At 59.1% G+C, this 20,373-nt stretch carries 21 protein-coding genes; 8 read left to right on the forward strand and 13 right to left on the reverse strand.

The features are described from left to right. Window positions 1-54: 54 nt before the first annotated feature. Both AGR2A_RS07115 and AGR2A_RS07120 read right to left on the reverse strand, forming a co-directional pair. On the reverse strand, window positions 55-1,938 hold the full coding sequence (locus AGR2A_RS07115; protein ID WP_072494261.1) for an ABC-F family ATP-binding cassette domain-containing protein: 1,884 nt from the start codon (window positions 1,936-1,938) through the stop codon (window positions 55-57). A gap of 160 nt (window positions 1,939-2,098) precedes the next feature. Then, the gene (locus AGR2A_RS07120) at window positions 2,099-3,142 is read right to left on the reverse strand and encodes a GGDEF domain-containing protein (RefSeq protein ID WP_072494262.1); all 1,044 of its coding nucleotides are present in this window, start codon (window positions 3,140-3,142) and stop codon (window positions 2,099-2,101) included. A 256-nt stretch (window positions 3,143-3,398) separates the two neighbouring features. Here AGR2A_RS07120 and AGR2A_RS07125 point away from each other — a divergent pair, with 256 nt between their 5' ends. Continuing rightward, window positions 3,399-4,094, forward strand: coding sequence for a glutathione S-transferase family protein (locus AGR2A_RS07125; RefSeq protein WP_004441100.1), 696 nt, complete (start codon window positions 3,399-3,401; stop codon window positions 4,092-4,094). 103 nt (window positions 4,095-4,197) lie between these two features. Continuing rightward, a complete protein-coding gene (ndk, locus tag AGR2A_RS07130) occupies window positions 4,198-4,620 on the forward strand; it encodes a nucleoside-diphosphate kinase (RefSeq protein ID WP_003496769.1) in 423 nt (140 codons plus the stop codon). Window positions 4,621-4,811: 191 nt separating this feature from the next. On the opposite strand, the gene AGR2A_RS07135 is transcribed toward ndk, so the two are convergent. Both AGR2A_RS07135 and AGR2A_RS07140 read right to left on the reverse strand, forming a co-directional pair. Continuing rightward, entirely contained in the window at window positions 4,812-5,324 is a 513-nt protein-coding gene (locus AGR2A_RS07135) for a hypothetical protein (protein ID WP_072494263.1), read from the reverse strand. Next, window positions 5,321-5,881 carry a CGNR zinc finger domain-containing protein gene (locus AGR2A_RS07140; protein ID WP_172873451.1) on the reverse strand — a complete coding sequence of 187 codons (561 nt, stop codon included), beginning with the start codon at window positions 5,879-5,881 and terminating at the stop codon, window positions 5,321-5,323. Before AGR2A_RS07140 ends, AGR2A_RS07135 begins: the two co-directional genes overlap by 4 nt. 52 nt (window positions 5,882-5,933) lie before the next feature. Here AGR2A_RS07140 and AGR2A_RS07145 point away from each other — a divergent pair, with 52 nt between their 5' ends. After that, window positions 5,934-6,830 carry a branched-chain amino acid ABC transporter permease gene (locus tag AGR2A_RS07145; protein WP_072494264.1) on the forward strand — a complete coding sequence of 299 codons (897 nt, stop codon included), beginning with the start codon at window positions 5,934-5,936 and terminating at the stop codon, window positions 6,828-6,830. 55 nt (window positions 6,831-6,885) lie between these two features. On the opposite strand, the gene AGR2A_RS07150 is transcribed toward AGR2A_RS07145, so the two are convergent. From AGR2A_RS07150 to AGR2A_RS07170, 5 genes are all read right to left on the reverse strand, one after another. Beyond that, window positions 6,886-7,341: a molybdenum cofactor biosynthesis protein MoaE gene (locus tag AGR2A_RS07150; RefSeq protein WP_072494265.1), complete on the reverse strand. Its 456-nt coding sequence runs from the start codon at window positions 7,339-7,341 to the stop codon at window positions 6,886-6,888. A gap of 4 nt (window positions 7,342-7,345) precedes the next feature. Beyond that, window positions 7,346-7,600: a molybdopterin converting factor subunit 1 gene (gene moaD, locus AGR2A_RS07155; protein ID WP_006700176.1), complete on the reverse strand. Its 255-nt coding sequence runs from the start codon at window positions 7,598-7,600 to the stop codon at window positions 7,346-7,348. Continuing rightward, window positions 7,600-8,187, reverse strand: coding sequence for a CDP-diacylglycerol--glycerol-3-phosphate 3-phosphatidyltransferase (gene pgsA, locus AGR2A_RS07160; protein ID WP_004441114.1), 588 nt, complete (start codon window positions 8,185-8,187; stop codon window positions 7,600-7,602). The genes moaD and pgsA overlap by 1 nt, the downstream gene beginning before the upstream one ends. Before the next feature lie 104 nt (window positions 8,188-8,291). After that, window positions 8,292-10,337 (reverse strand): excinuclease ABC subunit UvrC, encoded by a 2,046-nt coding sequence (gene uvrC, locus AGR2A_RS07165; RefSeq protein WP_072494266.1) that lies wholly within the window; start codon window positions 10,335-10,337, stop codon window positions 8,292-8,294. Further along, window positions 10,334-11,122, reverse strand: coding sequence for an SDR family oxidoreductase (locus AGR2A_RS07170; protein ID WP_072494267.1), 789 nt, complete (start codon window positions 11,120-11,122; stop codon window positions 10,334-10,336). Before AGR2A_RS07170 ends, uvrC begins: the two co-directional genes overlap by 4 nt. Before the next feature lie 348 nt (window positions 11,123-11,470). On the opposite strand from AGR2A_RS07170, the gene AGR2A_RS07175 reads away from it, so the two are divergent. Next, window positions 11,471-12,127 (forward strand): outer membrane protein, encoded by a 657-nt coding sequence (locus AGR2A_RS07175; protein ID WP_004441118.1) that lies wholly within the window; start codon window positions 11,471-11,473, stop codon window positions 12,125-12,127. 108 nt (window positions 12,128-12,235) lie between these two features. On the opposite strand, the gene AGR2A_RS07180 is transcribed toward AGR2A_RS07175, so the two are convergent. Both AGR2A_RS07180 and AGR2A_RS07185 read right to left on the reverse strand, forming a co-directional pair. Then, window positions 12,236-12,832, reverse strand: coding sequence for a glutathione S-transferase (locus tag AGR2A_RS07180; RefSeq protein ID WP_072494268.1), 597 nt, complete (start codon window positions 12,830-12,832; stop codon window positions 12,236-12,238). A gap of 21 nt (window positions 12,833-12,853) precedes the next feature. Continuing rightward, window positions 12,854-13,624 carry a ribonuclease T2 family protein gene (locus AGR2A_RS07185; protein ID WP_045534218.1) on the reverse strand — a complete coding sequence of 257 codons (771 nt, stop codon included), beginning with the start codon at window positions 13,622-13,624 and terminating at the stop codon, window positions 12,854-12,856. 206 nt (window positions 13,625-13,830) lie between these two features. Between AGR2A_RS07185 and AGR2A_RS07190 the strand changes: the two genes are divergently transcribed. Then, window positions 13,831-14,778, forward strand: a complete 948-nt coding sequence (locus tag AGR2A_RS07190) for a lysylphosphatidylglycerol synthase domain-containing protein (RefSeq protein ID WP_004441121.1) — start codon at window positions 13,831-13,833, stop codon at window positions 14,776-14,778. A 1-nt stretch (window position 14,779) separates the two neighbouring features. On the opposite strand, the gene AGR2A_RS07195 is transcribed toward AGR2A_RS07190, so the two are convergent. Continuing rightward, window positions 14,780-15,643, reverse strand: coding sequence for a 23S rRNA (adenine(2030)-N(6))-methyltransferase RlmJ (locus tag AGR2A_RS07195; RefSeq protein WP_035207691.1), 864 nt, complete (start codon window positions 15,641-15,643; stop codon window positions 14,780-14,782). Window positions 15,644-15,684: 41 nt separating this feature from the next. Between AGR2A_RS07195 and AGR2A_RS07200 the strand changes: the two genes are divergently transcribed. From AGR2A_RS07200 to AGR2A_RS07210, 3 genes are read left to right on the forward strand one after another with little or no spacing between them, the layout of a single operon-like run. Continuing rightward, a complete protein-coding gene (locus tag AGR2A_RS07200) occupies window positions 15,685-17,889 on the forward strand; it encodes a molybdopterin-containing oxidoreductase family protein (RefSeq protein WP_072494269.1) in 2,205 nt (734 codons plus the stop codon). Between the two features lie 13 nt (window positions 17,890-17,902). After that, window positions 17,903-18,499, forward strand: a complete 597-nt coding sequence (locus AGR2A_RS07205; RefSeq protein WP_072494270.1) for an NUDIX domain-containing protein — start codon at window positions 17,903-17,905, stop codon at window positions 18,497-18,499. Between the two features lie 26 nt (window positions 18,500-18,525). Then, the gene (locus AGR2A_RS07210) at window positions 18,526-19,149 is read left to right on the forward strand and encodes an NUDIX domain-containing protein (protein WP_072494271.1); all 624 of its coding nucleotides are present in this window, start codon (window positions 18,526-18,528) and stop codon (window positions 19,147-19,149) included. A gap of 165 nt (window positions 19,150-19,314) precedes the next feature. Here AGR2A_RS07210 and AGR2A_RS07215 read toward each other — a convergent pair whose 3' ends face one another. Next, window positions 19,315-20,250 carry an omptin family outer membrane protease gene (locus tag AGR2A_RS07215; RefSeq protein ID WP_072494272.1) on the reverse strand — a complete coding sequence of 312 codons (936 nt, stop codon included), beginning with the start codon at window positions 20,248-20,250 and terminating at the stop codon, window positions 19,315-19,317. Window positions 20,251-20,373: the final 123 nt, after the last annotated feature.

Raw genomic sequence — 20,373 nt, forward strand, 5'->3', positions numbered from 1 at the left:
GTCAATGCGATACGGCGGCTTCGCAAGAGGCCGCCGCTCCTGTGCCGTCGCGCATCAGCCGGCCATTGCTTCCTCGTATTCACTGGAAAGCATCAGCCATTGCTCTTCCGCATCCGATAGCCTGGCAGCGGCTTCGCCACGCTCCTTGACTTTCTGAGCGGCTTTGGCAGGGGCTTTTTCATATAGTGCCGGGTCGGCCAGTTCGGTGTCGAGCGTCTGAATCAGTTTCTCAAGCTTTGCCGTCAGGGATTCGATTTCGTTGATCTTTTTCTTCAACGGCGCGAGTTGGGCACGCTTTTCCGCGCTTGCCTTGCGCTGATCGGCCTTGGAAGCCTGATCGGCAACGGCGTCGCTCTTGTCGTCCTTCTTTTTACCGGAGGAAACGACGAGATCGCGATATTCCTCCATGTCGCCTTCAAACGTCTTGACCGTCCCGTCGGCCACCAACCACAGCCGGTCAACGGTCGCCTCAATAAGATGGCGGTCGTGGGAAATGAGGATCACCGCGCCATTATAATCATTCAGCGCCTCGATCAGCGCCCGGCGGCTGTCGATATCGAGATGGTTGGTCGGTTCGTCGAGGATCAAGAGGTTGGGTGCGTGGAAGGCAGCAAGGCCCATCAGCAGGCGAGCCTTTTCGCCACCGGAAAGGTCTTTGGCAGCCGTCGCCATCTTTTCCGTCGCAAGCCCCATCTGCGCCACGCGTGACCGCACCTGCGCCTCCGGTGCCAGCGGCATCAGCTTGCGCACATGTTCGACCGGAGTTTCATCCGGCACCAGATCGTCGAGCTGATGCTGCGCGAAGAAGCCGATCTTGAGGCCGGGCGCGACGCGAAGATCACCCGCCTGCGGGGCGAGACGGCCGGAAATGAACTTCGCAAAAGTGGATTTGCCGTTGCCGTTGGAGCCGAGCAGCGCAATGCGATCGTCATTGTCGATGCGCAGGTTGAGGTGTTTCAGAATGGACTTGCCCGGTTCATAGCCGACAGCGCCGCCATTGATGGCAACGATCGGCGAGGCCGGCTGTTTTTCCGGCTCGGGAAACGTGATCGGCTGCACATGATCTTCGATCACGGCGGCGACGGTGCCCATGCGCTCCAGGGCCTTGATGCGGCTCTGCGCCTGACGGGCCTTGGTGGCCTTGGCGCGGAAACGGTCGATGAAGCTCTGCAGGTGCTTGCGCGCGGCGTCGTTTTTCGCCTTGGCTTTCATCTGCAATTCGTCGGCCTCGGCCTTCTGCCGCTCGAACTGATCGTAGCCGCCGCGATAAAAGGCCAGCTTCTTCTGGTCGAGATGCACGATGGAATTGACGGCGTTGTTCAGCAGATCGCGATCATGGCTGATGATGATGACGGTGTGCGGATAGCGGCGGATATATTCTTCCAGCCACAGCGTGCCCTCAAGGTCGAGATAGTTGGTCGGCTCATCGAGCAGCAGCAGATCTGGCTCGGCAAACAGCACCGAGGCGAGCGCCACACGCATGCGCCAGCCGCCTGAAAAGGAGGAGGCTGGGCGGAGTTGCGCTTCATGATCGAAACCGAGACCGGCAAGAATGCTCGATGCACGCGCTTCCGCCGAATGGGCATCGATATCGACAAGCCGCATCTGGATCTCTGCGATACGATGCGGATCGGTTGCGGTCTCCGCCTCCGCTAAAAGCGCGCTGCGCTCCTTGTCAGCGGAAAGCACGATGGAGATGAGAGATTCCTCCGTGCCCGGCGCTTCCTGCGCCACCTGGCCGATGCGGGCCTGTTTCGGAATGGTCACCGAACCGCCCTCTGCCGCGAGATCGCCGGTGATGATGCGGAAAAGGGTGGATTTGCCGGCACCGTTGCGGCCGACGAGGCCCGCCTTCACACCGGCGGGAAGCGTCACGCTGGCGTGGTCAAGGAGCAGACGCCCGGCGATGCGGGCCGAAAGATCGGTAATCGTAATCATGGCGTCGTTTTGGCCGAACTGTGTGACCAAGGCAAGAGCAGGCACGCCACACCGCGGCAGTTATGAGGTCGGAAATGAAGAGGCGGCAAACGGGGACAAGGCGCGGGATGGCAGCTCGTTTTCCGGATATAAGCCCATCCTGAAGGCTTGCCGAAATGTCCTAGCAACCCAACTGCGCGAGATAGCTGTCGCGATTGTGCTGCGCGAGGTCCCTGCAATAACCGACGACGCAGTTGCGGGTGCCGCACCGGGCGCAAAGCAGGGCCAATTCAGCCTGGCTGAAGAATTCCGCGGGCGTTGCGGTGCCGTCCACCGAGGCGACGCCGATTGAAACCGTCAGATGCTCGCCGCCGCCCTCACTCGTCACGAAGCGCAAGGCTTCGACGCTTTGCCGCAGACGTTCAGCGATCGCCTCAGCCGTGTTTTGCGCAACGCCTGCAAACAGGAAAGCAAATTCGTTGCCGCCGATGCGGGCGACAAAATCATCCTTCTTGATCGTCTTGCGAAAGAGCCCAGCAAGCCGCCGCAGGGCCTTGTCTCCGGCGGCGGGGCCGTATTTGGCGTTGATCTCGCGGAAATGGTCGATATTGAGGAGCATCAGCGATGTCGCGGAGGCGGCCCTGTCTCCGGCAAAAAGCTCTCCGAGTTTTTCGAGGAAAGCCGCCCGGTTGGGCAGCGCCGTCAGCACGTCGCGCAGGGAACCGGCCTGCAGTTCGGCGCGCCGCCTTTCGACGTCATGTATTTTCATCAGCCCCATGGAGATGAAATGCCTTAGGCTGGTCTGTTCCTCGTGGATGTCGTCCAGCAATCGGGCGACGCGATCGGTGGCCGGGGACCCAACAGTTTCGTCTTCGCCAAGGCGTCCGATGAAGGCTTCCGTGCGCCTCTGGCCAGCTTCCAGCCTTGCGGAAATCTGTTTCAGCGTTCCAAAGGCCTCGCTGGCCATCTGTTCCGCTTCGATGCGGGAGAAGCCGGGCAAATTGTGCCTCTGGCCAACCAGATCGATCTCGTGCTGTTGCGGCGCATTACCGAGCGCCAGGATGTCTCGGCCCATGGCCGGGTTATGGCCCGACAATATTTCATAGATCAATTCGTAATTGCGCGGCAATGGTGCAATATTCATCCTGGCGATGAACTGCGCGACCTTGGTAAGGACAAGACTACTTCTCGCCTGTTCGCGTTTTTTATCGCCAGCAGATGTCATCGCTGTCAGCTCCAGTATCGATGGTCTTATCAATCGAACGAAATAACCGTTTTCGGAATGGCCAAATCATAGGCGAGACGGCTTAAAATTGGCTAAACCTGCGAGCGAAATTCATCATCTCCAGGTTTTATTTCGGCCCTTGGCGAACGGAACCTTTCAAACGTCCTTTGATTGATAACATGACAAATGCTGATTTGATTTCCGGCTCCCGCCGATTTTATATCGCTTGGTCGTTATTGCAGAGAAGGTGCAGCCCATGACGAATTCCCGAACCCTCTATTCGCTCTGCGGAAGCGATGTCTCCAGGCCATTTTCCCCCCATTGCTGGAAAACCGTGTTTTCGTTGGCGCATAAGGGACTGGATTTCGAAGAGCGTCCGTTGCCCTTCACCGTCATCCCGACCGTGGAGGATGGTTTTTCGAAGACGGTGCCGATCCTGCGGGACGGCGACCGCCTGGTGAGCGACAGTTTCGAGATTGCCCTTTATCTGGACGAGGCCTACCCGGAGCGGCCGTCATTGTTCGATGGGGAGGGCGGCAAGGCCATGGCGCGCTTTGTCGAAAGCTGGTCCCAAACACAGCTGCATCCGGCCATCGTCCGTATCGCCGTGCTGGATATCCACAATATGCTGGATGAGCCGGATCGTCGTTATTTCCGCGAAAGCCGGACAAGGGCGCTTGGCCGCCCGCTCGAGGATGTCGTCGCCAACCGCGAAGACGAGATCGCCGCCTTTCCTGCCTTGCTCGCTCCCATCCGCCGGATGCTGAGTTTTCAGCCCTTCATCGGCGGCACGTCGCCGCTTTTTTCGGATTACATCGTTTTCGGCGCGCTGCAATGGGCGAGGATCACCACCGGTGCTGATCTGTTTTCAGATAATGACCCTGTGCGCGACTGGTTCGAAGGGTGCCTCGATCTTTACGATGCAAGGGGCCGCAGTGTGACAGCGGCGTGAAATGTCTGCCGTCAGTGCCGCAATCTCATTGATCCCCCTTGTTTTCGGGCCTTTGGGCGGGTAAAGACCGCCCACTTTCTCTGAAGGAAAAGGAAACGGACACATGGCGATTGAACGCACATTTTCGATGATCAAGCCGGACGCAACCAAGCGTAACCTCACGGGCGCGATCACCAAGGTATTTGAAGACAACGGCCTGCGCGTCGTCGCCTCCAAGCGCGTCTGGATGAGCAAGCGCGAAGCCGAAGGCTTCTACGCCGTCCACAAGGAGCGCCCCTTCTTCGGCGAACTCGTTGAAGGCATGACTTCCGGCCCGACCATCGTTCAGGTTCTGGAAGGCGAAAACGCCATCCTCAAGAACCGCGAAATCATGGGCGCCACCAACCCGGCCCAGGCCGCTGAAGGCACCATCCGCAAGACCTTCGCGCTTTCCATCGGCGAAAACTCCGTTCACGGTTCCGACGCTCCGGAAACCGCCGCTCAGGAAATCGCCTACTGGTTCGCCGAAACCGAAATCGTCGGCTGATTCAAAGTCTCAACGGCTTGAATCGCTCTATCAGGCGATTGCTCGAAGCCGCTGAAAAGACTCGAAGAAGCGGAGCCGAAAGGCTCCGTTTTTTGTTTTTTGTTGCGATAAGGGGACGCCGCACCCGCCTTCATCATCATTCCTGTGACAAGCACAGGCACGAGGAGAGGTTGCACTCGCTCCGTCAGTCCCTACGACGCCGGGCACCCCTGAGCCGGCCGCATATCAATCGTTCCGTCAGGTTTAAACACCTCCGGATTGGGCGTATAGAGCGGGCCGACGACCAGCGGCTTGGCGGGGAGAGCTGACTGGTCGGTATCGGAGCGGATGGTGGTCTCGATCGTCTGCAGAATATCGCCATCCGGCCCTTTGATGCGGACGGTGACCCTGTAGGGCCGATCCTGCTTCACACATTCGACCGGCGGGCTCTGAACGGTGATCCTTTCGTCCTTCGGAAAAATCTTCTCGCGGGTGGTGAGGTCGGGCCCTCCGCGAGGGTTTTCGAATCTTGCTTCAACGCTGCTGCCATCGCGAATGGGGGCAATACGCTGCAGCGTCACCAGATAGGTGGCGATGGCCACGCGATAGTTGAAGACGAACATGCGGCCGGAAACTTTCGCCACCTCGCGCGGTTCTTCGCGCTGACAGCCGGAAAGGGTGAGTATCGCCACCATTGCCAGCAATGGCAGGCCGGTTCTCTTCATGACCGCGTCTCCTTCGTGCGGTGATAGTGCCGGCTGGCTTTCTGCCGGTTGCCGCACACCGCCATATCGCACCAGATCCGGCTTCTGTTCCTGCTGCGGTCGATGAACAGCCAGCCGCAATTGCCGCAGATTCTCAACCGCTGCCGTGGTTCGTCCGCAAGCAGCGACAGTGCGGAGTGGGCGGTGGCATTGGCGAGATGTTCTGCCTTCGGGAACATGCGCAGGGCGGCGCCGCAAGCGAAGAGAAACTGCGCCAGTTTCCCGTCGTCCTCGCCGCCATCGGCGATGGACGAGCGAAAATAATCGTCGATTGCCTCGCGCAGATCGAAAAGAACCGGCCGTCTCTCTTCGTCGGGCGCGACGAGGGGGGGAAATCTTTCTCGCTCCGCACCAAGCCGTGTCGCCGCTTCGGCAAAGGTGGCGATCTGCTCGGGCACGGCGAAGCGGTCTACCGATCTAGCGGCGTCTGAACGCAGGATCACGCTGTTGGCAACATCCAGCGCCAATGCGCCGCCCGCGAAACGATGTTCTGTCCAGCGAAAGGTCATGCCGCACATTATAACTATCAAAACAGGTTTTAATAGTTATAATCACACCGGGAGGACGCGCTTGGCTTATTTCCTGCAACAATTGCTGAATGCCGTGCCGGTCGCCGCGCTTTATGCGGTTCTGGCCTTTGGTTACGCCATCGCCTTTTCAGTCACCAGACGCGCCGATGTCACCTATGGCGCCATATTCGCCTTTGCTGGCCAGACCTGCCTGCTTTTTGCCGATTTCGGCTGGAGCCGCCTGTGGCTTGTTCTGCCGGCGACATTGGCGCTGGGGGCAGGGGCGGGCCTGTTCGGCGGGCTGTGGGCGGCGGGTTTCATCGGCAGGGTGGTGATGCGGCCGTTAGCGAAAGCCTCTCCCAACGCGGTGACGGTCGCTTCCATCGGGGTGTTGATAGCGCTGACGGAAAGTGCAAGGCTGGCCGCCGATACACGGCAATTATGGCTCCCGCCGCTTTTGTCGGAGCCGATACGTTTCTGGGCCGATGGCGGCTTCGCCGTGACGCTGACGCCGATGCAAATGCTGAATACGATGGCCTTCAGCCTGCTCATTCTCGCCGGATCGTTTTATCTTGGCCGCTCCGCTTTCGGCAGGCGCTGGAAGGCAGTGTCGGACGATGCTTTTGCTGCAGCCTTGTGCGGGGTAAATGCAGGCCGGATATTTCTCATGTCCTATTGCGCGGCGGGTCTCGTCGCCGCCATCGCGGGCGTGCTGGCCACATTTTATTACGGCACCATGGATTTCGGGGCCGGTCTGGTCTTTGGCCTGAAGGTGGTGCTGATTTCTGCGGCGGGCGGTTATGCCAGTCCGCTCATCTGTGGGCTTGGGGCCGCCGCCGTCGGTTTTGCGGAAACTCTCTGGGTCGGTTACGGACCGGCCGCCTGGCGGGATGCGATGGTCCTCGCGATGCTGGTCGGCTGGCTGGTTATCATGCGCAGCAGGGTTGAAGCGCCTTAGGGCATTGACGAAAGCGGTGCCCGCTTCAACCGGACCATGCGGGAAGAGCAAGGCGTTATCGCCACTTTTCCCTGGCCGTATCGTCGGTTGTCTTTGCCGCAACCCACTCGCCCGCCGTTCCATCCTTGCCATGTTCCTTTTTCCAGAACGGCGCGGATGTCTTCAAGTAGTCCATCACGAAATTCGCGCCATCGAAGGCCGCCTGTCGATGCGATGAAGCGGCGATAACGAGGACGATATTTTCGCCCGTGGCGATCTTGCCGTGGCGATGGATGGCGGTGAGGCCAAGCAGGCCGAAGCGTTTCATCGCGAGCTTGGCGATGCGCGTCATTTCCGCTTCCGCCATGCCGGGATAATGTTCCAGTTCCAGCGCCGCGAGCGTGCCGCCATCATCCCGGCAGAGCCCGGTGAAGGCGACAACCGCGCCGATGCTCCTGTCACCTTCCGTCAGCCGGCGGGTTTCTTCCGCAGCGTCGAAATCCTCTGCCTGGACACGGACGGTCGGCTGCATTCGCTCATCCCCCCGTCATCGGCGGAAAAATGCCGATCTCGCGCGCGCCGACGATGCTTTCATCATGCTCGACGTGTTCCTGATTGACCGCAACGCGGATGACATTGGGAAATTCGAAGGCAGCCTCGTAATTTTCACCGCGCGTCGCAAGCCAGGCAATCAGCTCGCCGGCCGTAGTGATGGAGGAAGGGAGGTCCAGCTCCTCTTCATCCGTGCCGATCTTCTCGCGAACCCAGGCGAAATAAACGATCCGTGTCATCATTCTTCGTCCACGATGTGCTTGAGGCCAGCCTTGAAGTAATCATAACCGGTATACATGGTGAGCGCTGCGGCCAGCCAGAGAAGCGTGATGCCCATCTCGGTCGTGTATGGCAGAACCTTGTCGCCAGCAGGACCCGCGAGCAGGAAAGCGATGGCGACCATCTGGATGGTGGTCTTCCATTTGGCGATGCGGGTGACGGGAACGCTGACCTTCAGCGCCGCCAGATATTCGCGCAGGCCGGAAACAAGAATTTCACGGCAGAGAATGGTGATGGCCGCCCAGAGCGACCAGCCGGCAATGGTACCGTCGGCCGCCATCAGAAGCAGGACGGATGCGACCAGCAGCTTGTCAGCGATCGGGTCCAGCATGCGGCCGATATTCGACGTCTGGTTCCAGATGCGTGCCAGATAACCGTCGAGGAAATCGGTCAGCGAGGCGATGATGAACAGCCACAGTGCCGTCCAGCGCGCAAAATCCGAACTCTCCAGTTTTCCTTCAACGTAAAAGCAAAGGACAATGACCGGAACAGCGAGAATCCGGCCATAAGTGAGGAGGTTGGGAATGCTGTATGCGCGCGAAGCCATGGGGAAACCTGTCAGTCTGAGATCAGCTGCCTTGATGCCGCCGCTAGGGCATAGCGTCAACACGTGATTATGTTTTTTTAGCAGGTCAGCCCCGCCGTTCTGCGTCAATCGCTGCCGCTCTCGTGGAAGTGATTGTAAATTTGTCGCGCCACCGTCTCGGAAATGCCGGTGACGGCCATCAGGTCATTGAGGCCCGCGCGGGAAACCGCCTTGGCGGTTCCAAAATGCTGCAGCAACGAACGTTTGCGCCCCGGTCCGATTCCCGAGATTTCGTCCAGCGGATTGCGCACCATTTCCTTCTTGCGCCGGGCCCGGTGCGATCCGATCGCGAAACGGTGCGCCTCGTCACGCATGCGCTGAATGAAGTAGAGCACGGGATCACGTGGCGGCAGGGAAAAATCGCTGCGCCCGTCCGCGAAGAAACGTTCACGGCCCGCCTCGCGGTCCACGCCTTTGGCGACGCCGATGGCGGTCACGCAGTCGCGAATGCCGAGTTCGTCGAGGATGGCCCGCACCGCCGTCATCTGCCCCTGACCACCATCGATCAGGATCACATCCGGCCAGGCGGGGAAGGGCATGTCGGCAGCTTCTTCTGCTGTCGGTATGCGCTCGCGATCCGGCTTTCCTTCTTCTTTCAGCAGGCGTGAGAAGCGGCGGGTCATCACCTCCCGCATCATGCCGAAATCGTCGCCCGGCGTGATGTCGGTCGATTTGATATTGAACTTGCGATACTGGTTCTTCACGAAACCTTCCGGCCCCGCCACCACCATGCCGCCGACCGCATTGGTGCCCATGATGTGCGAGTTATCGTAGATTTCGATCCGCCGAGGCACGTAGGCAAGGCCGAAAGTCTCGGCAAAGCCCTTCAGCAGCCGCGCCTGAGACGATGTTTCCGCGAGCTTGCGGCCGTGCGCCTCGCGGGCGTTGGCAAGCACGTGATCGGTAATGTCCTTCTTCTCGCCGCGCTGCGGCACGCTGATCGTGACCTTGTGCCCGGCTTTCTCCCCGAGGGCGGCCGCCAGCAGTTCCTGTTCCTCCACCGTTTCGGAAAGCAGGATCTGTTTCGGCACCGGCTTGTCGTCGTAGAACTGCGCCAGAAACGCGTTGAGAATTTCCGAGCCGGGCAGGGACGGATCGGCCTTGGGGAAATAGGCGCGGTTGCCCCAGTTCTGGCCGGTGCGGAAAAAGAACACCTGAATGCAGGAAATGCCGCCTTCGTGGTGGATGGCGAAGACATCCGCCTCTTCAATGCCGGCGGGGTTGATGCCCTGGTGGCTCTGTACGTGCGAAAGTGCCGCCAGCCGGTCGCGATAGATGGCGGCGCGCTCGAAATCGAGGTCTTCGGAAGCCTCGTTCATTTGTCGCGCAATTGCGGTCTTGACGCTCTGGCTCTTGCCGGACAGGAAATCCTTGGCTTCCTTGACCAGTTCCGCGTAGCCCTCGTCGCTGATCTCATGCGTACAGGGCCCGGAACAGCGCTTGATCTGGTACAGAAGACAGGGACGGGTGCGGGTTTCGAACACACTGTCTGTGCAGGTGCGTATCAAGAAGGCGCGCTGCAGCGAATTGATCGTGCGGCCAACCGCGCCGGCGGACGCGAAGGGTCCGAAATAGTCGCCCTTGCGCGCCCTTGCTCCCCGGTGCTTGAAGATCGCTGGGGCACGGTTGTCGGCGGTGATGAGAATATAGGGGAAGGACTTGTCGTCGCGCAGAAGTACGTTAAATCGCGGCCGCAAGCGCTTGATTAGATTCGCTTCCAAAAGAAGCGCCTCGGTCTCCGTGCGGGTGGTGACGAATTCCATGTGCGTTGTGTGACGCACCATCTGGGCGATGCGGTTGGAATGCACGCGGCCCTGCGCATAGTTGCCGACGCGCTTCTTCAACGAGCGTGCCTTGCCGACGTAAAGCACGTCGCCCGCCTCGTTGAACATGCGATAGACACCCGGCGCATTGGGCAGGTGTTTGACGAATTCGCCAATGAGGTCCATGCCCTTCAGGCCGGATTCGTTCTTCCATCCCGCATTCCAGTCCATGCCGGCGACGTCGCGCGGAGCCTCGGCCGTTTCCGTTGCGACAAGGCTTGCATCGTCATCTTCGTCGTCGGTGTCATCGAAGAGAATACCGCCATCAGGCAGCTTCTTTCCGTTCATTCAGGTATCTCCGCCACGTCAGGGGTTTCCCAGCCAAGATGCTGGCCGCCGTCGAGCGCGATCATTTGTCCGGTGACCGACGGCGTGTCGTAAAGAAAGCGAATCGTCCGCCCGAATTCGTCCGGCGCAGGACCACGCTTTAATATAAGGCCGTCGATCTGCGCCTGAAAGTCCTCGGGCGCCTGTCTTTCGCTTTTGAAGGTGGGCCCAGGCCCGATGGCATTCACCCTGACGCGCGGCGCGAAGCTCTGCGCCATCGTCCGTGTGGCGGTCCAAAGCGCTGATTTCGAAAGGGTGTAGGAATAAAAGCGTGGCGTGAGCGCAAGCACACGCTGGTCGATGATATTGACGATCAGCCCGGATTTATCGGCGGGCAATTGCTCGACAAAGGCGGCGGCGATGAGGGAAGGCGCCCGCACATGCACGGCAAAATGCGCATCGAAGATATCAGGGTCAGGCGCTTCCGCCGTGTCGCCGAGAAAAACAGACGCATTGTTGACGATGACGCCGATGGGGCCGAGGGCGGAAGACGCCTTTTCGATCAGCGCCGCTGTCGGGGCTGATTGTGTCAGGTCCGCCTGAACGGCTGCAGCCCTGCCACCTTTCTGCCTTATTTCGTTAGCGAATTCCTCCGCCTGCGCGATCGATTCATTGGCATGGACTGCGATCGCAAAGCCGTGGCTGGCCAGATCGGTGGCGATAGCGCGCCCAAGCCGCCGCGCGGCCCCGGTAATCAAGACTGTCTTCGGTATATCTTCTTTCACAGCGGACCTGCATTTGCTCATACACGCCCTATTTGCTGGATATAAATGCAAATCGCAAGCTGTCACTCGGCCCGAAAAGAATTGGGCGATTTTTTATTCACAATGCAATTTCGGTTTAATTTTAATATAACGAAGTTTAAAGGCGATCTATTTTTGTTTAGCCTTCTGTTAGGGTTAATAAAACCCTTGTGGCAATTAGGCAACGTCTAATTCTAGTCACGCGTCTGCCCCAAACAATTCACATTTTGGCTCTTTGATCTCCGCATTCTCCCATCAAATTCGGTTTCCAGAGGGGCGATCAACCCGACGAATTATGCCGCGTCTGAAAACAATGTTTTGAGTGCAGAGCGGTCCTGAAAGGAGAATAACATGCGTATTTTCGTAGCAACCCTTATGGCTTCGACCATGGCCGCCGCTGGCTTTTCGGCTGCTCACGCCGCTGACGCCGTAAACGAAGTGCCGCAGGCACCGGTTTCCTACGACCAGCCAGCACCGGTCAAGGACTGGTCCGGCGCTTACCTCGGTGGTACCGTCAACTACGACTGGGGCCGTTTCAGCTCCAGCAACGACGGCCGTGACGCCAAGGGCGCTGGCGGCGGTCTGTACGGCGGTTACAACTGGCAGAATGGCCAGATCGTTTACGGTGCCGAAGCTGACGTCAACATGGGTGACGAGCGCGGTTCCGCCGGTACGGTCGCAGGTCGCTCGGTCGAAGGCAAGCAGGGCGTCAACGGCTCGCTGCGTGGCCGCGTTGGTTACGACATGAACCCGTTCCTGCTCTATGGTACGGCCGGTCTTGCTGTCTCCGACAACAAGGTTCGTGACGGCGTCAACAAGGACAGCGCCACGGCTCTCGGTTACACGGTTGGTGCCGGTGTAGAAGCTATGGTGACCGACAACATCACCGCCCGTCTGGAATATCGCTACAGCGATTACCAGAAGAAGGACTACACGCTCGGCAACGACGCCTTCTCGCGCGGTTATGACGACCACTCGGTCAAGGCCGGTATCGGCGTCAAGTTCTGATCCTTTCCGGATCGGTCAAAGAAAAGCCGGGGTCATGCCCCGGCTTTTTTGTGTCTGTAATTTGCCGTTGAACGCCCGGCAAAAAGCCGGGTGTTCTGCGCGGTCACGTCAGGCGGCGGCCTTCATTTCCGTATAGGCCTCGAAACGCTTGCCGAAGGTTTCCGGCCATGCCGCCAGCGCATCGTGCCCTTCGGCCCACTCGCCCGCAAAACGCAGGTCTAGATAACCGATCATCGCAGCCAGCGCGAAATGGCCGCCGTGCAGCTTCTTGCCGGTCTTCGGCAGGTTGGCGTTGAGATGGTCGAGCCCGCGCACCACCTTGCTCCACTGCTTGTCGATCCAGGGCTGGTGAATTTTCTCTTCCGGTCGGAAACGGCGCTCGTAGACGATGGCCAGCAGGCAATCCATGATGCCGTCGCACAGCGCCTCCAGAATTTCCACATCCGTGCGCTTGCCGCTCTTTTTGGGGTAGAGTTTGCCGCCTGAAAGACGGTCGAGATAATGCATGATGGCCACGCTGTCGTAGACCGATTCGCCATCATCAAGCAGCAGCACCGGAATCTTTCCCAGCGGATTATTGTCCATCAGCGTGGCCGGCTCGGCGTTGGTGTCAACGCGAACGGAGGTTATGTCGATGTCGAGATGACGGGCCGCCATGCGCACCTTGGCGGAGTAGGGGGAGGCGGGCGAATAGAGCAGTTCCATGGTTGGGTCCCTGTGGGTTGATCAGCGAATGGGGATGATTTCGGTTGAACTCGCGCGGCAGCCCTTGCGGTCAAGCTCCGGGCAGTCGCGGAATGTCATGTCACGGTTAAGGCAGATGCGCACTTCTTCGAGGCGCTTGCCATCGCAGCTGATGGAAATGCCGCGTTTCGACAGGCCGGGATTGGCATCGGTGAAGGCGGTTTCTATCGCATCGGCTGAAAGCGCGGCTGTTTCGGCGCCGGAAGCGATTCTCTCCGGCAGCCGGATGGCCTCGAAGGCGGCCCGCGTCGCCGAGAAATAGTCTCGCTGCGACAGGCCGGAACAGGAGCCGTGTTTGCGCCACTGATGGCCGATCAGGCCCATGGAGGGCATGATGTCGAACATGGTGCGGCCAATCGCGTCCGGAACACGCTCAGGCTCGTCGCTTCGGCAGAATTCGGGATAGCCGTTTTCGTTCTGCGGCCACAGCCCGTGCACCACGAATCCGTAACGCCTGTCGCTGCCGCACTGCTGTCGGTTGCCAGAGCCTTCGGAACTGGCGCAGAATGCCGGTGACCATGAAAGCGAGAGCACATAAAAATCGAAGCCGCTTCCGCGTGGCGGAGGCCTCTTATCCGGCTTCGCTTGAGAAACCGCGCGGCCTGGAGCGTCCGGCCCGGAATTGCCGGCGGTCTCCGATTGGGATTGTGTCTGCCGGTCGGCCGGTGTGGTTGGGGCCGGATTTTGCTGCGCGAACCATAAGGCGCCGAGCGACAGAAGGCCCAGGGCGATGAAACCGGCATAACGCTTCATTCCGTGTACGTTCCCCGGAAAATGGACGACCTCATATCGCCGGCAGGCGACGATCCGGTCTTACATCAACTTGTGAACGGGGCAAACCGCCAATCTTTGATGAAAAGGTTGAAAGCTTCGCCGCATAACGAATAGAGTCGAACGAATCTCCGCAAAAGACGGAACAGGCTGGGGTGAAGCTGGAGGAAATAGGCGGGCATGACCGCATGAAATTCAAGAAATATATCTGGCCCGTCGTTGGCTTTGCGACGATCGGTTTTTCCGCCTGGTTGCTCTTTCACGAATTGCGCGGCCTGTCGCTCGATGATCTCTGGGACAGCCTGAAGGCCATTCGGGTGCGGGACTGGTTGTGTTCGGGTCTCTCCACCCTGCTGGCCTATGCCGCGCTTGCCGGTTATGACCGCATCGCGTTGCAGCATCTTGGCCGCAAGGTGAACTGGCTCTTCATCACGCTCACCTCCTTCACCACCTATGCGCTGTCCCACAATGTCGGCGCGTCGGTGTTTTCGGGCGCCGTGGTGCGATATCGGGCGTATACGTCGAAGGGACTAAGTGTGGCGGAAGTGGGCGTTCTCGTCGGCCTCTGCTCTTTCACCTTTCTCATCGGCACGATCATGCTGATCGGACTGGTGCTGCTTTACGAGCCTGACATCACTGAACGGTTCACGGGCATACTGCCGGTCGAAGCCTCGACCACGACAGGCGTCGTGCTGCTCTTTTTCGTCAGCCTTTATGTTCTCGGCAGCCTGCTCAGGCTGAAGCCTCTGAAGATCGGCTCCTTCGTGTTGCCATACCCGGCGCCGAAGCTTGTGGCGCAGCAACTGGTCATTGGCCCCATCGAGCTGATCGGCGCGGCGGGCATCATCTATTTCGCGCTGCCGGAAGCCGGCAATCCCGGCTATATGGTCATTCTCGGCATATTTCTGGTGTCGTTTTCCGCAGCGCTCATTTCGCATGCGCCGGGCGGATTGGGCGTGCTGGAACTCGTCTTCGTCACCGGCCTGCCGGACATGAACCCGGCCGACGTCATCGCGGCGCTCCTGGTCTTCCGCCTGTTTTACCTCATCATCCCCTTCATCATGGCGCTGTTCGTGATCCTCTTCTTCGAAAGATCACAGCTGGCCGCGGCGCAGAAAAGGGAAGGGTTGAGGTAACTCAGCCGTCTTCCGGCTTTTCCTCGCCGCGCAGCCAGAAGGCGCGTTGCGAGGCAAACCTGTCCTGCGCCAGCCTTGTCTTGAGGTAAGGCAGCAACGTGTGCAGCTCTTCTTTCAGCGTGTAGGGCGGATTGACGATGATGAGGCCGGAGCCGCTCAGCCCATCCAGCCGGTCGCTCCTGACGGAAAGTTCCGCGCATAGCATCTTCGGAATCTCGAAGGATTGCAGCCGCTCGTGGAAATCCTTGATCGGCGCGCCTTTCTTGAGCGGATACCACAGGCAATATGTGCCAGTGGAAAAACGTCGGTAGGCTTTGTTCAAACCATCGGCCAGGCGCTGATATTCATTCTCCAGCTCGAATGGCGGATCAACGAGGATGAGGCCGCGTTTTTCTTTCGGCGGCAGATGCGCGCCAAGCGACAGCCAGCCATCGAGCTCGGTCACCCGCACCTGATAGTCACCTTCGAATAGCCGCGCGAGCGCGCGGCTGTCATCCGGGTGCAGTTCCATGGCCGAAAGGCGGTCCTGCGGGCGAAACAGCATACGCGCGAGTTTCGGTGAGCCGGGGTAGAATTTGACACCGCCTTCAGGATTGAGTTCCTTTACGGCGGCAAGATAGGGCTCCAGCAGCTCGGCGATAGGGTCGGGCAGATCACCCTCCATCAGCTTTCCGATGCCGGTCTGCCATTCGCCGGTTTTCTGCGCCTCTTCAGACGCCAGGTCGTAAAGACCAATGCCGGCATGGGTGTCCAGTACCCGAAAGGCCTTGTCCTTGTTCTGCAGGTAACGCACGAGGCGGGCGAGAACGGCATGTTTGAGGACATCCGCGAAATTGCCGGCGTGATATATGTGGCGGTAGTTCATGGATGTGCCTCGCTTGCCGTTTATCCGGATGAATGGCCAGGATGAATATTCTTGATGGACGTCACTTCGGCCTTTTTGCCGCATCGTTGATGCAATATACAAAAGACATGAACGTTGCGACCCCGATTTCCGCTGAAAAAGCCGCCCTGAAGGCCGAAGTCCGTATCGGACACACGGTCTGCCCGCATGACTGTCCGAGCGCGTGCGCGCTGGAGGTCGATATCAATGCCGATGGCCGCATCGGTCGTGTGCGCGGCGCCAATGCCAACACCTATACCGCCGGCGTGATCTGCGCCAAGGTGGCGCGGTATTCCGAGCGCATCTATCATCCCGGTCGTCTGCTGACCCCGAAGCGCCGCAAGGGCGCAAAAGGGGCGGGTGACTGGCAGGAAATTTCCTGGGAAGCGGCGCTGGACGAGATCGCCGACGCTTTTGTGAAGGCAGAAGCCCGGCACGGCGCGGAGGCCATCTGGCCCTATTTCTATGCGGGCACCATGGGGCAGGTGCAGCGCGACTCCATCGAGCGGCTGCGCCACGCCAAGAAATATTCGGGCTTCTTCGGCTCGATTTGCACCAACATGGCCTGGACCGGCTATGTGATGGGCACGGGCGCCTTGCGCGGCCCCGATCCGCGCGAGATCGGCAAGGCCGATGTCGTTGTCATCTGGGGCACCAATGCGGTCGCCACGCAGGTCAATGTCATGACCCATGCGGTCAAGGCCCGCAAGGAACGCGGCGCGAAGATCGTCGTGGTCGATATCTATGACAATCCGACCATGAAACAGGCGGATATGCGCCTCGTCGTCCGACCCGGCACGGATGCGGCGCTGGCATGCGCCGTAATGCACATCGCCTTCCGCGACGGTTACGCCGACCGTGGTTACATGGCGCGCTTCGCCGACGACCCAGCCGGGCTCGAGGCGCATTTGAAGACGAAGACGCCGCAGTGGGCATCAGAGATCACGGGCCTTTCGGTCGACGAGATCGAGGATTTCGCGAGGCTGGTTGGTGTCACGAAAAAGACCTTCTTCCGGCTCGGATATGGCTTTGCCCGACAGCGCAACGGCGCGGTCGCCATGCATGCAGCGCTTTCGATCGCCACGGTGCTCGGTTCCTGGCAATATGAGGGCGGCGGCGCGTTCCACAATAATGGCGACATCTTCCGGCTCAACAAGGCGGAGCTCATGGGCACGGCCTATGCCGACCCCGACGTGCGCCAGCTCGACCAGTCGCAGATCGGCCGCGTGCTGACGGGCGACGCCGAAGCGCTGCGCCACGGCGGCCCGGTGACGGCGCTGCTCATCCAGAACACCAATCCGGTCAATGTCGCGCCCGAACAGAGGCTGGTGAAGCAGGGCTTCCTGCGCGATGATCTCTTCGTCGCCGTGCATGAGCAATTCATGACGGAAACGGCCGAGCTTGCCGATATCGTGCTGCCCGCCACCATGTTCCTCGAACATGACGATATTTACCGCGCCGGCGGCCAGAATCACATTCTGCTTGGGCCCAAACTGGTGGAGCCGCCCGAAACGGTGCGTACCAACCTCTTCGTCATCGAGGAGCTGGCAAAGCGTCTCGGGATCGACCACATGCCGGGCTTTGGCCTTTCAGCGCGCGATCATGTCGATCATATGCTGAAAGTCAGTGGCTGGGGCGACTTCGATACGCTCGCCGAAGAGAAATGGATCGATGCGCAGCCACCGTTCGAGGTCGCGCATTATCTTGAAGGCTTCGGTTACGGTGACGGGAAGTTCCGTTTCAGCCCCGATTGGGCAACAGGGCCGTCTCCCAACAAACCGCCGAAGAACATTGGCGTGATGGGGCCGGTGTCGGAATTTCCGAAATTCCCGGATCAGGTCGATGTCATCGAGGTTGCGGATGCTGACCATCCCTTCCGACTGGCGACATCGCCGGCGCGCAACTTCCTGAATTCCACTTTCGCGGAAACCAAAACATCCGTGCAGAAGGAAGGTCGCCCGGAAGTGATGATCTGTCCTGAGGATGCCGCCATCAACGGCATTTCTGATGGCGACATCGTCCGCATCGGCAACGGGCGAGGCGAGGTCCGGCTCCACGCGAAAATCGTGGAAGGTGCTAGGCCGGGAGTGCTCATTGCCGAAGGGCTATGGCCGAACAAGGCGCATCTGGACGGCGAGGGCATCAACGTGCTGACCGGTGCCGACGCCGTCGCTCCCTATGGCGGCGCGGCATTTCACGACAACAAGGTTTGGCTGCGCAAGAGCTGACGGAAGATTTTGAATGACGAAGTTCGACAACGTGAAAATTGAAATTCTGAAAGACGAAACGCTTTCAAAGAACTGGTATCACCTCCGCAACATAACCTACAATTACACCAATTCCCGTGGCGAAACGAAAGTCATCAGGCGCGAAGCCTATGACCGTGGCAACGGCGCGACGATCCTGCTGTTTGATCCACGACGCCAGACGATTGTTCTGGTACGGCAGTTTCGCATGCCGGCCCATGTGAACGGTCATCACGGCTGGCTCCTTGAAGCCCCGGCCGGCCTGCTGGACGGCGATAATCCGGCCGAAGCCATCCGCCGCGAGGTGACGGAAGAAACGGGCTACGTCGTGAGGGACGTGCGGTTCCTCTTCAAATCGTTCATGTCGCCCGGTTCTGTCACCGAGATCATTCATTTCTTCGCCGCGATTGTCGAATCTTCGGATCGTGTCGAAGAAGGCGGCGGTGCGGCCCATGAGGACGAGGATATCGAGGTCGTGGAAATCCCGCTGGACGACGCCATGAAGATGATCGAGACGGGCGAGATATGCGATGGCAAGACGATCATGCTGCTGCAATGGGCGGCCTTGAACCGCGCCTCCCTGACAGCCTGAGATTTCATCATCTTTCGGAGACTCTTATGAACGTGTCGCTCTTAAAGTCGCCCGCTGCCGCGACTGACCGGATCCGGCTGGTGGAAAAGGAAACCGTCTGGAAGGGCTTCGTGCATTTGCAGAAGCTCGTTTTTGACCAGCGCATGCCTGACGGCAAGACGATCCGTATTGTGAGGGAGGTCCATGATCACGGCCTCGCCGCCGCCATTCTCCTTTATGACCCGAAACGCGACAGCGTGGTAATGGTACGCCAGTTTCGCCCCGCCGCCTTCGTCAACGGCGACCCGAACTTCATGATCGAAGTTCCGGCAGGGCTTCTCGATGGCGACGATGCCGCTGATGCAATCCGCCGCGAGGCGATGGAGGAATCCGGTTACGCCGTCGAAAAGGTTGAATACCTCTTCGACATGTATGCCAGCCCTGGCACGCTGACTGAAAAGGTCAGTCTCTTCGTCGCCCGCATCGATCTCGACGTGCAGGCCGGCAGCGGCGGCGGGCTGGAGGATGAAGGCGAAGATATCGAGGTTCTGACCTACGGTCTCGACGAAGCCTTCGGAATGATCGCCTCGGGTGAAATCACGGATTCGAAGACGATCATTCTGCTGCAATGGGCGATGTTGAATCGCGACCGTCTTCTTTCCAGAGCGTAATTTTATCCGCGGTTACGTTTGAGCGCCCTGAGCGCCCTGAGCGCTCGGCCCGTATAGCGGCATTGAGCTTGGGAGGGGTCTGAGGGGTGTTGACTTTGACCAGACACTCTACGACCTCATCTTCGAGCTTAACCACCAACTCGTCCCCGCCTTCAACCTTGGTGATTAAAACCGGCCTTTGACACCAGCGCCTACGAAAAGAGACTGCATATCGCCGCCCCCCGCGTTATTGTAGACGAGGCCGGCTGAGCTTCCGAATGGCGTAGCGGTTTTATCGCCGCGAGAAAAACTGGTATATTCGTAAGCGCCGTCGAGATAGAGGGAGGCATTGTCAGTCAGGTCATAGGCTATGCCCGCTTTCGCTCCGAACATCCCGCCTATGTCGAATTTATCGGCAAAACGTAGCGAACGCATCCAATGATCGTCCGTGGCTTTTGCATAGACCATTGCGCCGCCTTCAAGACCCGCATTCAGCGACCAGTTGCCGAATTTACGTCCACCGCTCAGGTTGCCGTAAAACACCGGTATTTGCTGTCTGTAAGTAATCGCTTTTTCGCTGTTTCCGAACTCACCGACATTATCGCGGAAACCTCGGGAGCTGTAGATGTAGTTTCCGCCATATGAGGACCATTGCACATCGGTGTAACGAAAGCCGATGCCGGCGCTGAGATGTTGCAGCGGGTCCTCCAGCAGGGTGCGGTTTAATTCTATACTTCCAGTCAGGTAGTGGTCCAGCCGCGTGTCGCCGTGCTCTGAACGGTGGCTCCATCCATTCTTCGATGTATCTCTGTAAAACGGGCTGAGCCAATCGTAGTCGGTCATGAAGCCATCACCTGCAAAGCCGATACGACCTTCCGTTTTGATGCGCCAATCGGGTGAAAGCTCAAATCCAAGCGATCCGCGCAGAGCCATTGCGTTTGTCGTTTTCCAGTCGAGCTGACTGTTTTTATGGCTGCCGCTATAGAATTTTTCCGTTGCCTTAATGTTGAGAACGCCGGCATCCAGTGAAGCCGTAATGCCGTTTTGTTCGGCGGCGAGTGGCAGGCAGGTACCCATCAGTAAAGCCGCAGAAAGCGACAGGGGAAATCTCGAAAATCGCATAATCGCTCCTGAACGTCCGGAGGGCCTGAAGTAGAGGCCGTTGCGGTCATTAAAGACGATTATGGTAAATGATCGGTTTATTTCACCGAAGATACCAATTCTGATTTATCTATGTACTTTAGA

Source organism: Agrobacterium genomosp. 2 str. CFBP 5494 (genome assembly GCF_900013495.1).
Lineage (GTDB): Bacteria > Pseudomonadota > Alphaproteobacteria > Rhizobiales > Rhizobiaceae > Agrobacterium > Agrobacterium pusense.

Excerpts from the sequence above, each read along its gene's own strand:
- AGR2A_RS07115 (WP_072494261.1), bottom strand. The coding sequence starts at position 1,938 with ATGATTACGATTACCGATCTTTCGGCCCGCATCGCCGGGCGTCTGCTC.
- AGR2A_RS07120 (WP_072494262.1), bottom strand. The coding sequence starts at position 3,142 with ATGACATCTGCTGGCGATAAAAAACGCGAACAGGCGAGAAGTAGTCTT.
- AGR2A_RS07125 (WP_004441100.1), top strand. The coding sequence starts at position 3,399 with ATGACGAATTCCCGAACCCTCTATTCGCTCTGCGGAAGCGATGTCTCC.
- ndk (WP_003496769.1), top strand. The coding sequence starts at position 4,198 with ATGGCGATTGAACGCACATTTTCGATGATCAAGCCGGACGCAACCAAG.
- AGR2A_RS07135 (WP_072494263.1), bottom strand. The coding sequence starts at position 5,324 with ATGAAGAGAACCGGCCTGCCATTGCTGGCAATGGTGGCGATACTCACC.
- AGR2A_RS07140 (WP_172873451.1), bottom strand. The coding sequence starts at position 5,881 with ATGTGCGGCATGACCTTTCGCTGGACAGAACATCGTTTCGCGGGCGGC.
- AGR2A_RS07150 (WP_072494265.1), bottom strand. The coding sequence starts at position 7,341 with ATGCAGCCGACCGTCCGTGTCCAGGCAGAGGATTTCGACGCTGCGGAA.
- moaD (WP_006700176.1), bottom strand. The coding sequence starts at position 7,600 with ATGACACGGATCGTTTATTTCGCCTGGGTTCGCGAGAAGATCGGCACG.
- pgsA (WP_004441114.1), bottom strand. The coding sequence starts at position 8,187 with ATGGCTTCGCGCGCATACAGCATTCCCAACCTCCTCACTTATGGCCGG.
- uvrC (WP_072494266.1), bottom strand. The coding sequence starts at position 10,337 with ATGAACGGAAAGAAGCTGCCTGATGGCGGTATTCTCTTCGATGACACC.
- AGR2A_RS07170 (WP_072494267.1), bottom strand. The coding sequence starts at position 11,122 with ATGAGCAAATGCAGGTCCGCTGTGAAAGAAGATATACCGAAGACAGTC.
- AGR2A_RS07175 (WP_004441118.1), top strand. The coding sequence starts at position 11,471 with ATGCGTATTTTCGTAGCAACCCTTATGGCTTCGACCATGGCCGCCGCT.
- AGR2A_RS07180 (WP_072494268.1), bottom strand. The coding sequence starts at position 12,832 with ATGGAACTGCTCTATTCGCCCGCCTCCCCCTACTCCGCCAAGGTGCGC.
- AGR2A_RS07185 (WP_045534218.1), bottom strand. The coding sequence starts at position 13,624 with ATGAAGCGTTATGCCGGTTTCATCGCCCTGGGCCTTCTGTCGCTCGGC.
- AGR2A_RS07190 (WP_004441121.1), top strand. The coding sequence starts at position 13,831 with ATGAAATTCAAGAAATATATCTGGCCCGTCGTTGGCTTTGCGACGATC.
- AGR2A_RS07195 (WP_035207691.1), bottom strand. The coding sequence starts at position 15,643 with ATGAACTACCGCCACATATATCACGCCGGCAATTTCGCGGATGTCCTC.
- AGR2A_RS07200 (WP_072494269.1), top strand. The coding sequence starts at position 15,685 with ATGAATATTCTTGATGGACGTCACTTCGGCCTTTTTGCCGCATCGTTG.
- AGR2A_RS07205 (WP_072494270.1), top strand. The coding sequence starts at position 17,903 with ATGACGAAGTTCGACAACGTGAAAATTGAAATTCTGAAAGACGAAACG.
- AGR2A_RS07210 (WP_072494271.1), top strand. The coding sequence starts at position 18,526 with ATGAACGTGTCGCTCTTAAAGTCGCCCGCTGCCGCGACTGACCGGATC.
- AGR2A_RS07215 (WP_072494272.1), bottom strand. The coding sequence starts at position 20,250 with ATGCGATTTTCGAGATTTCCCCTGTCGCTTTCTGCGGCTTTACTGATG.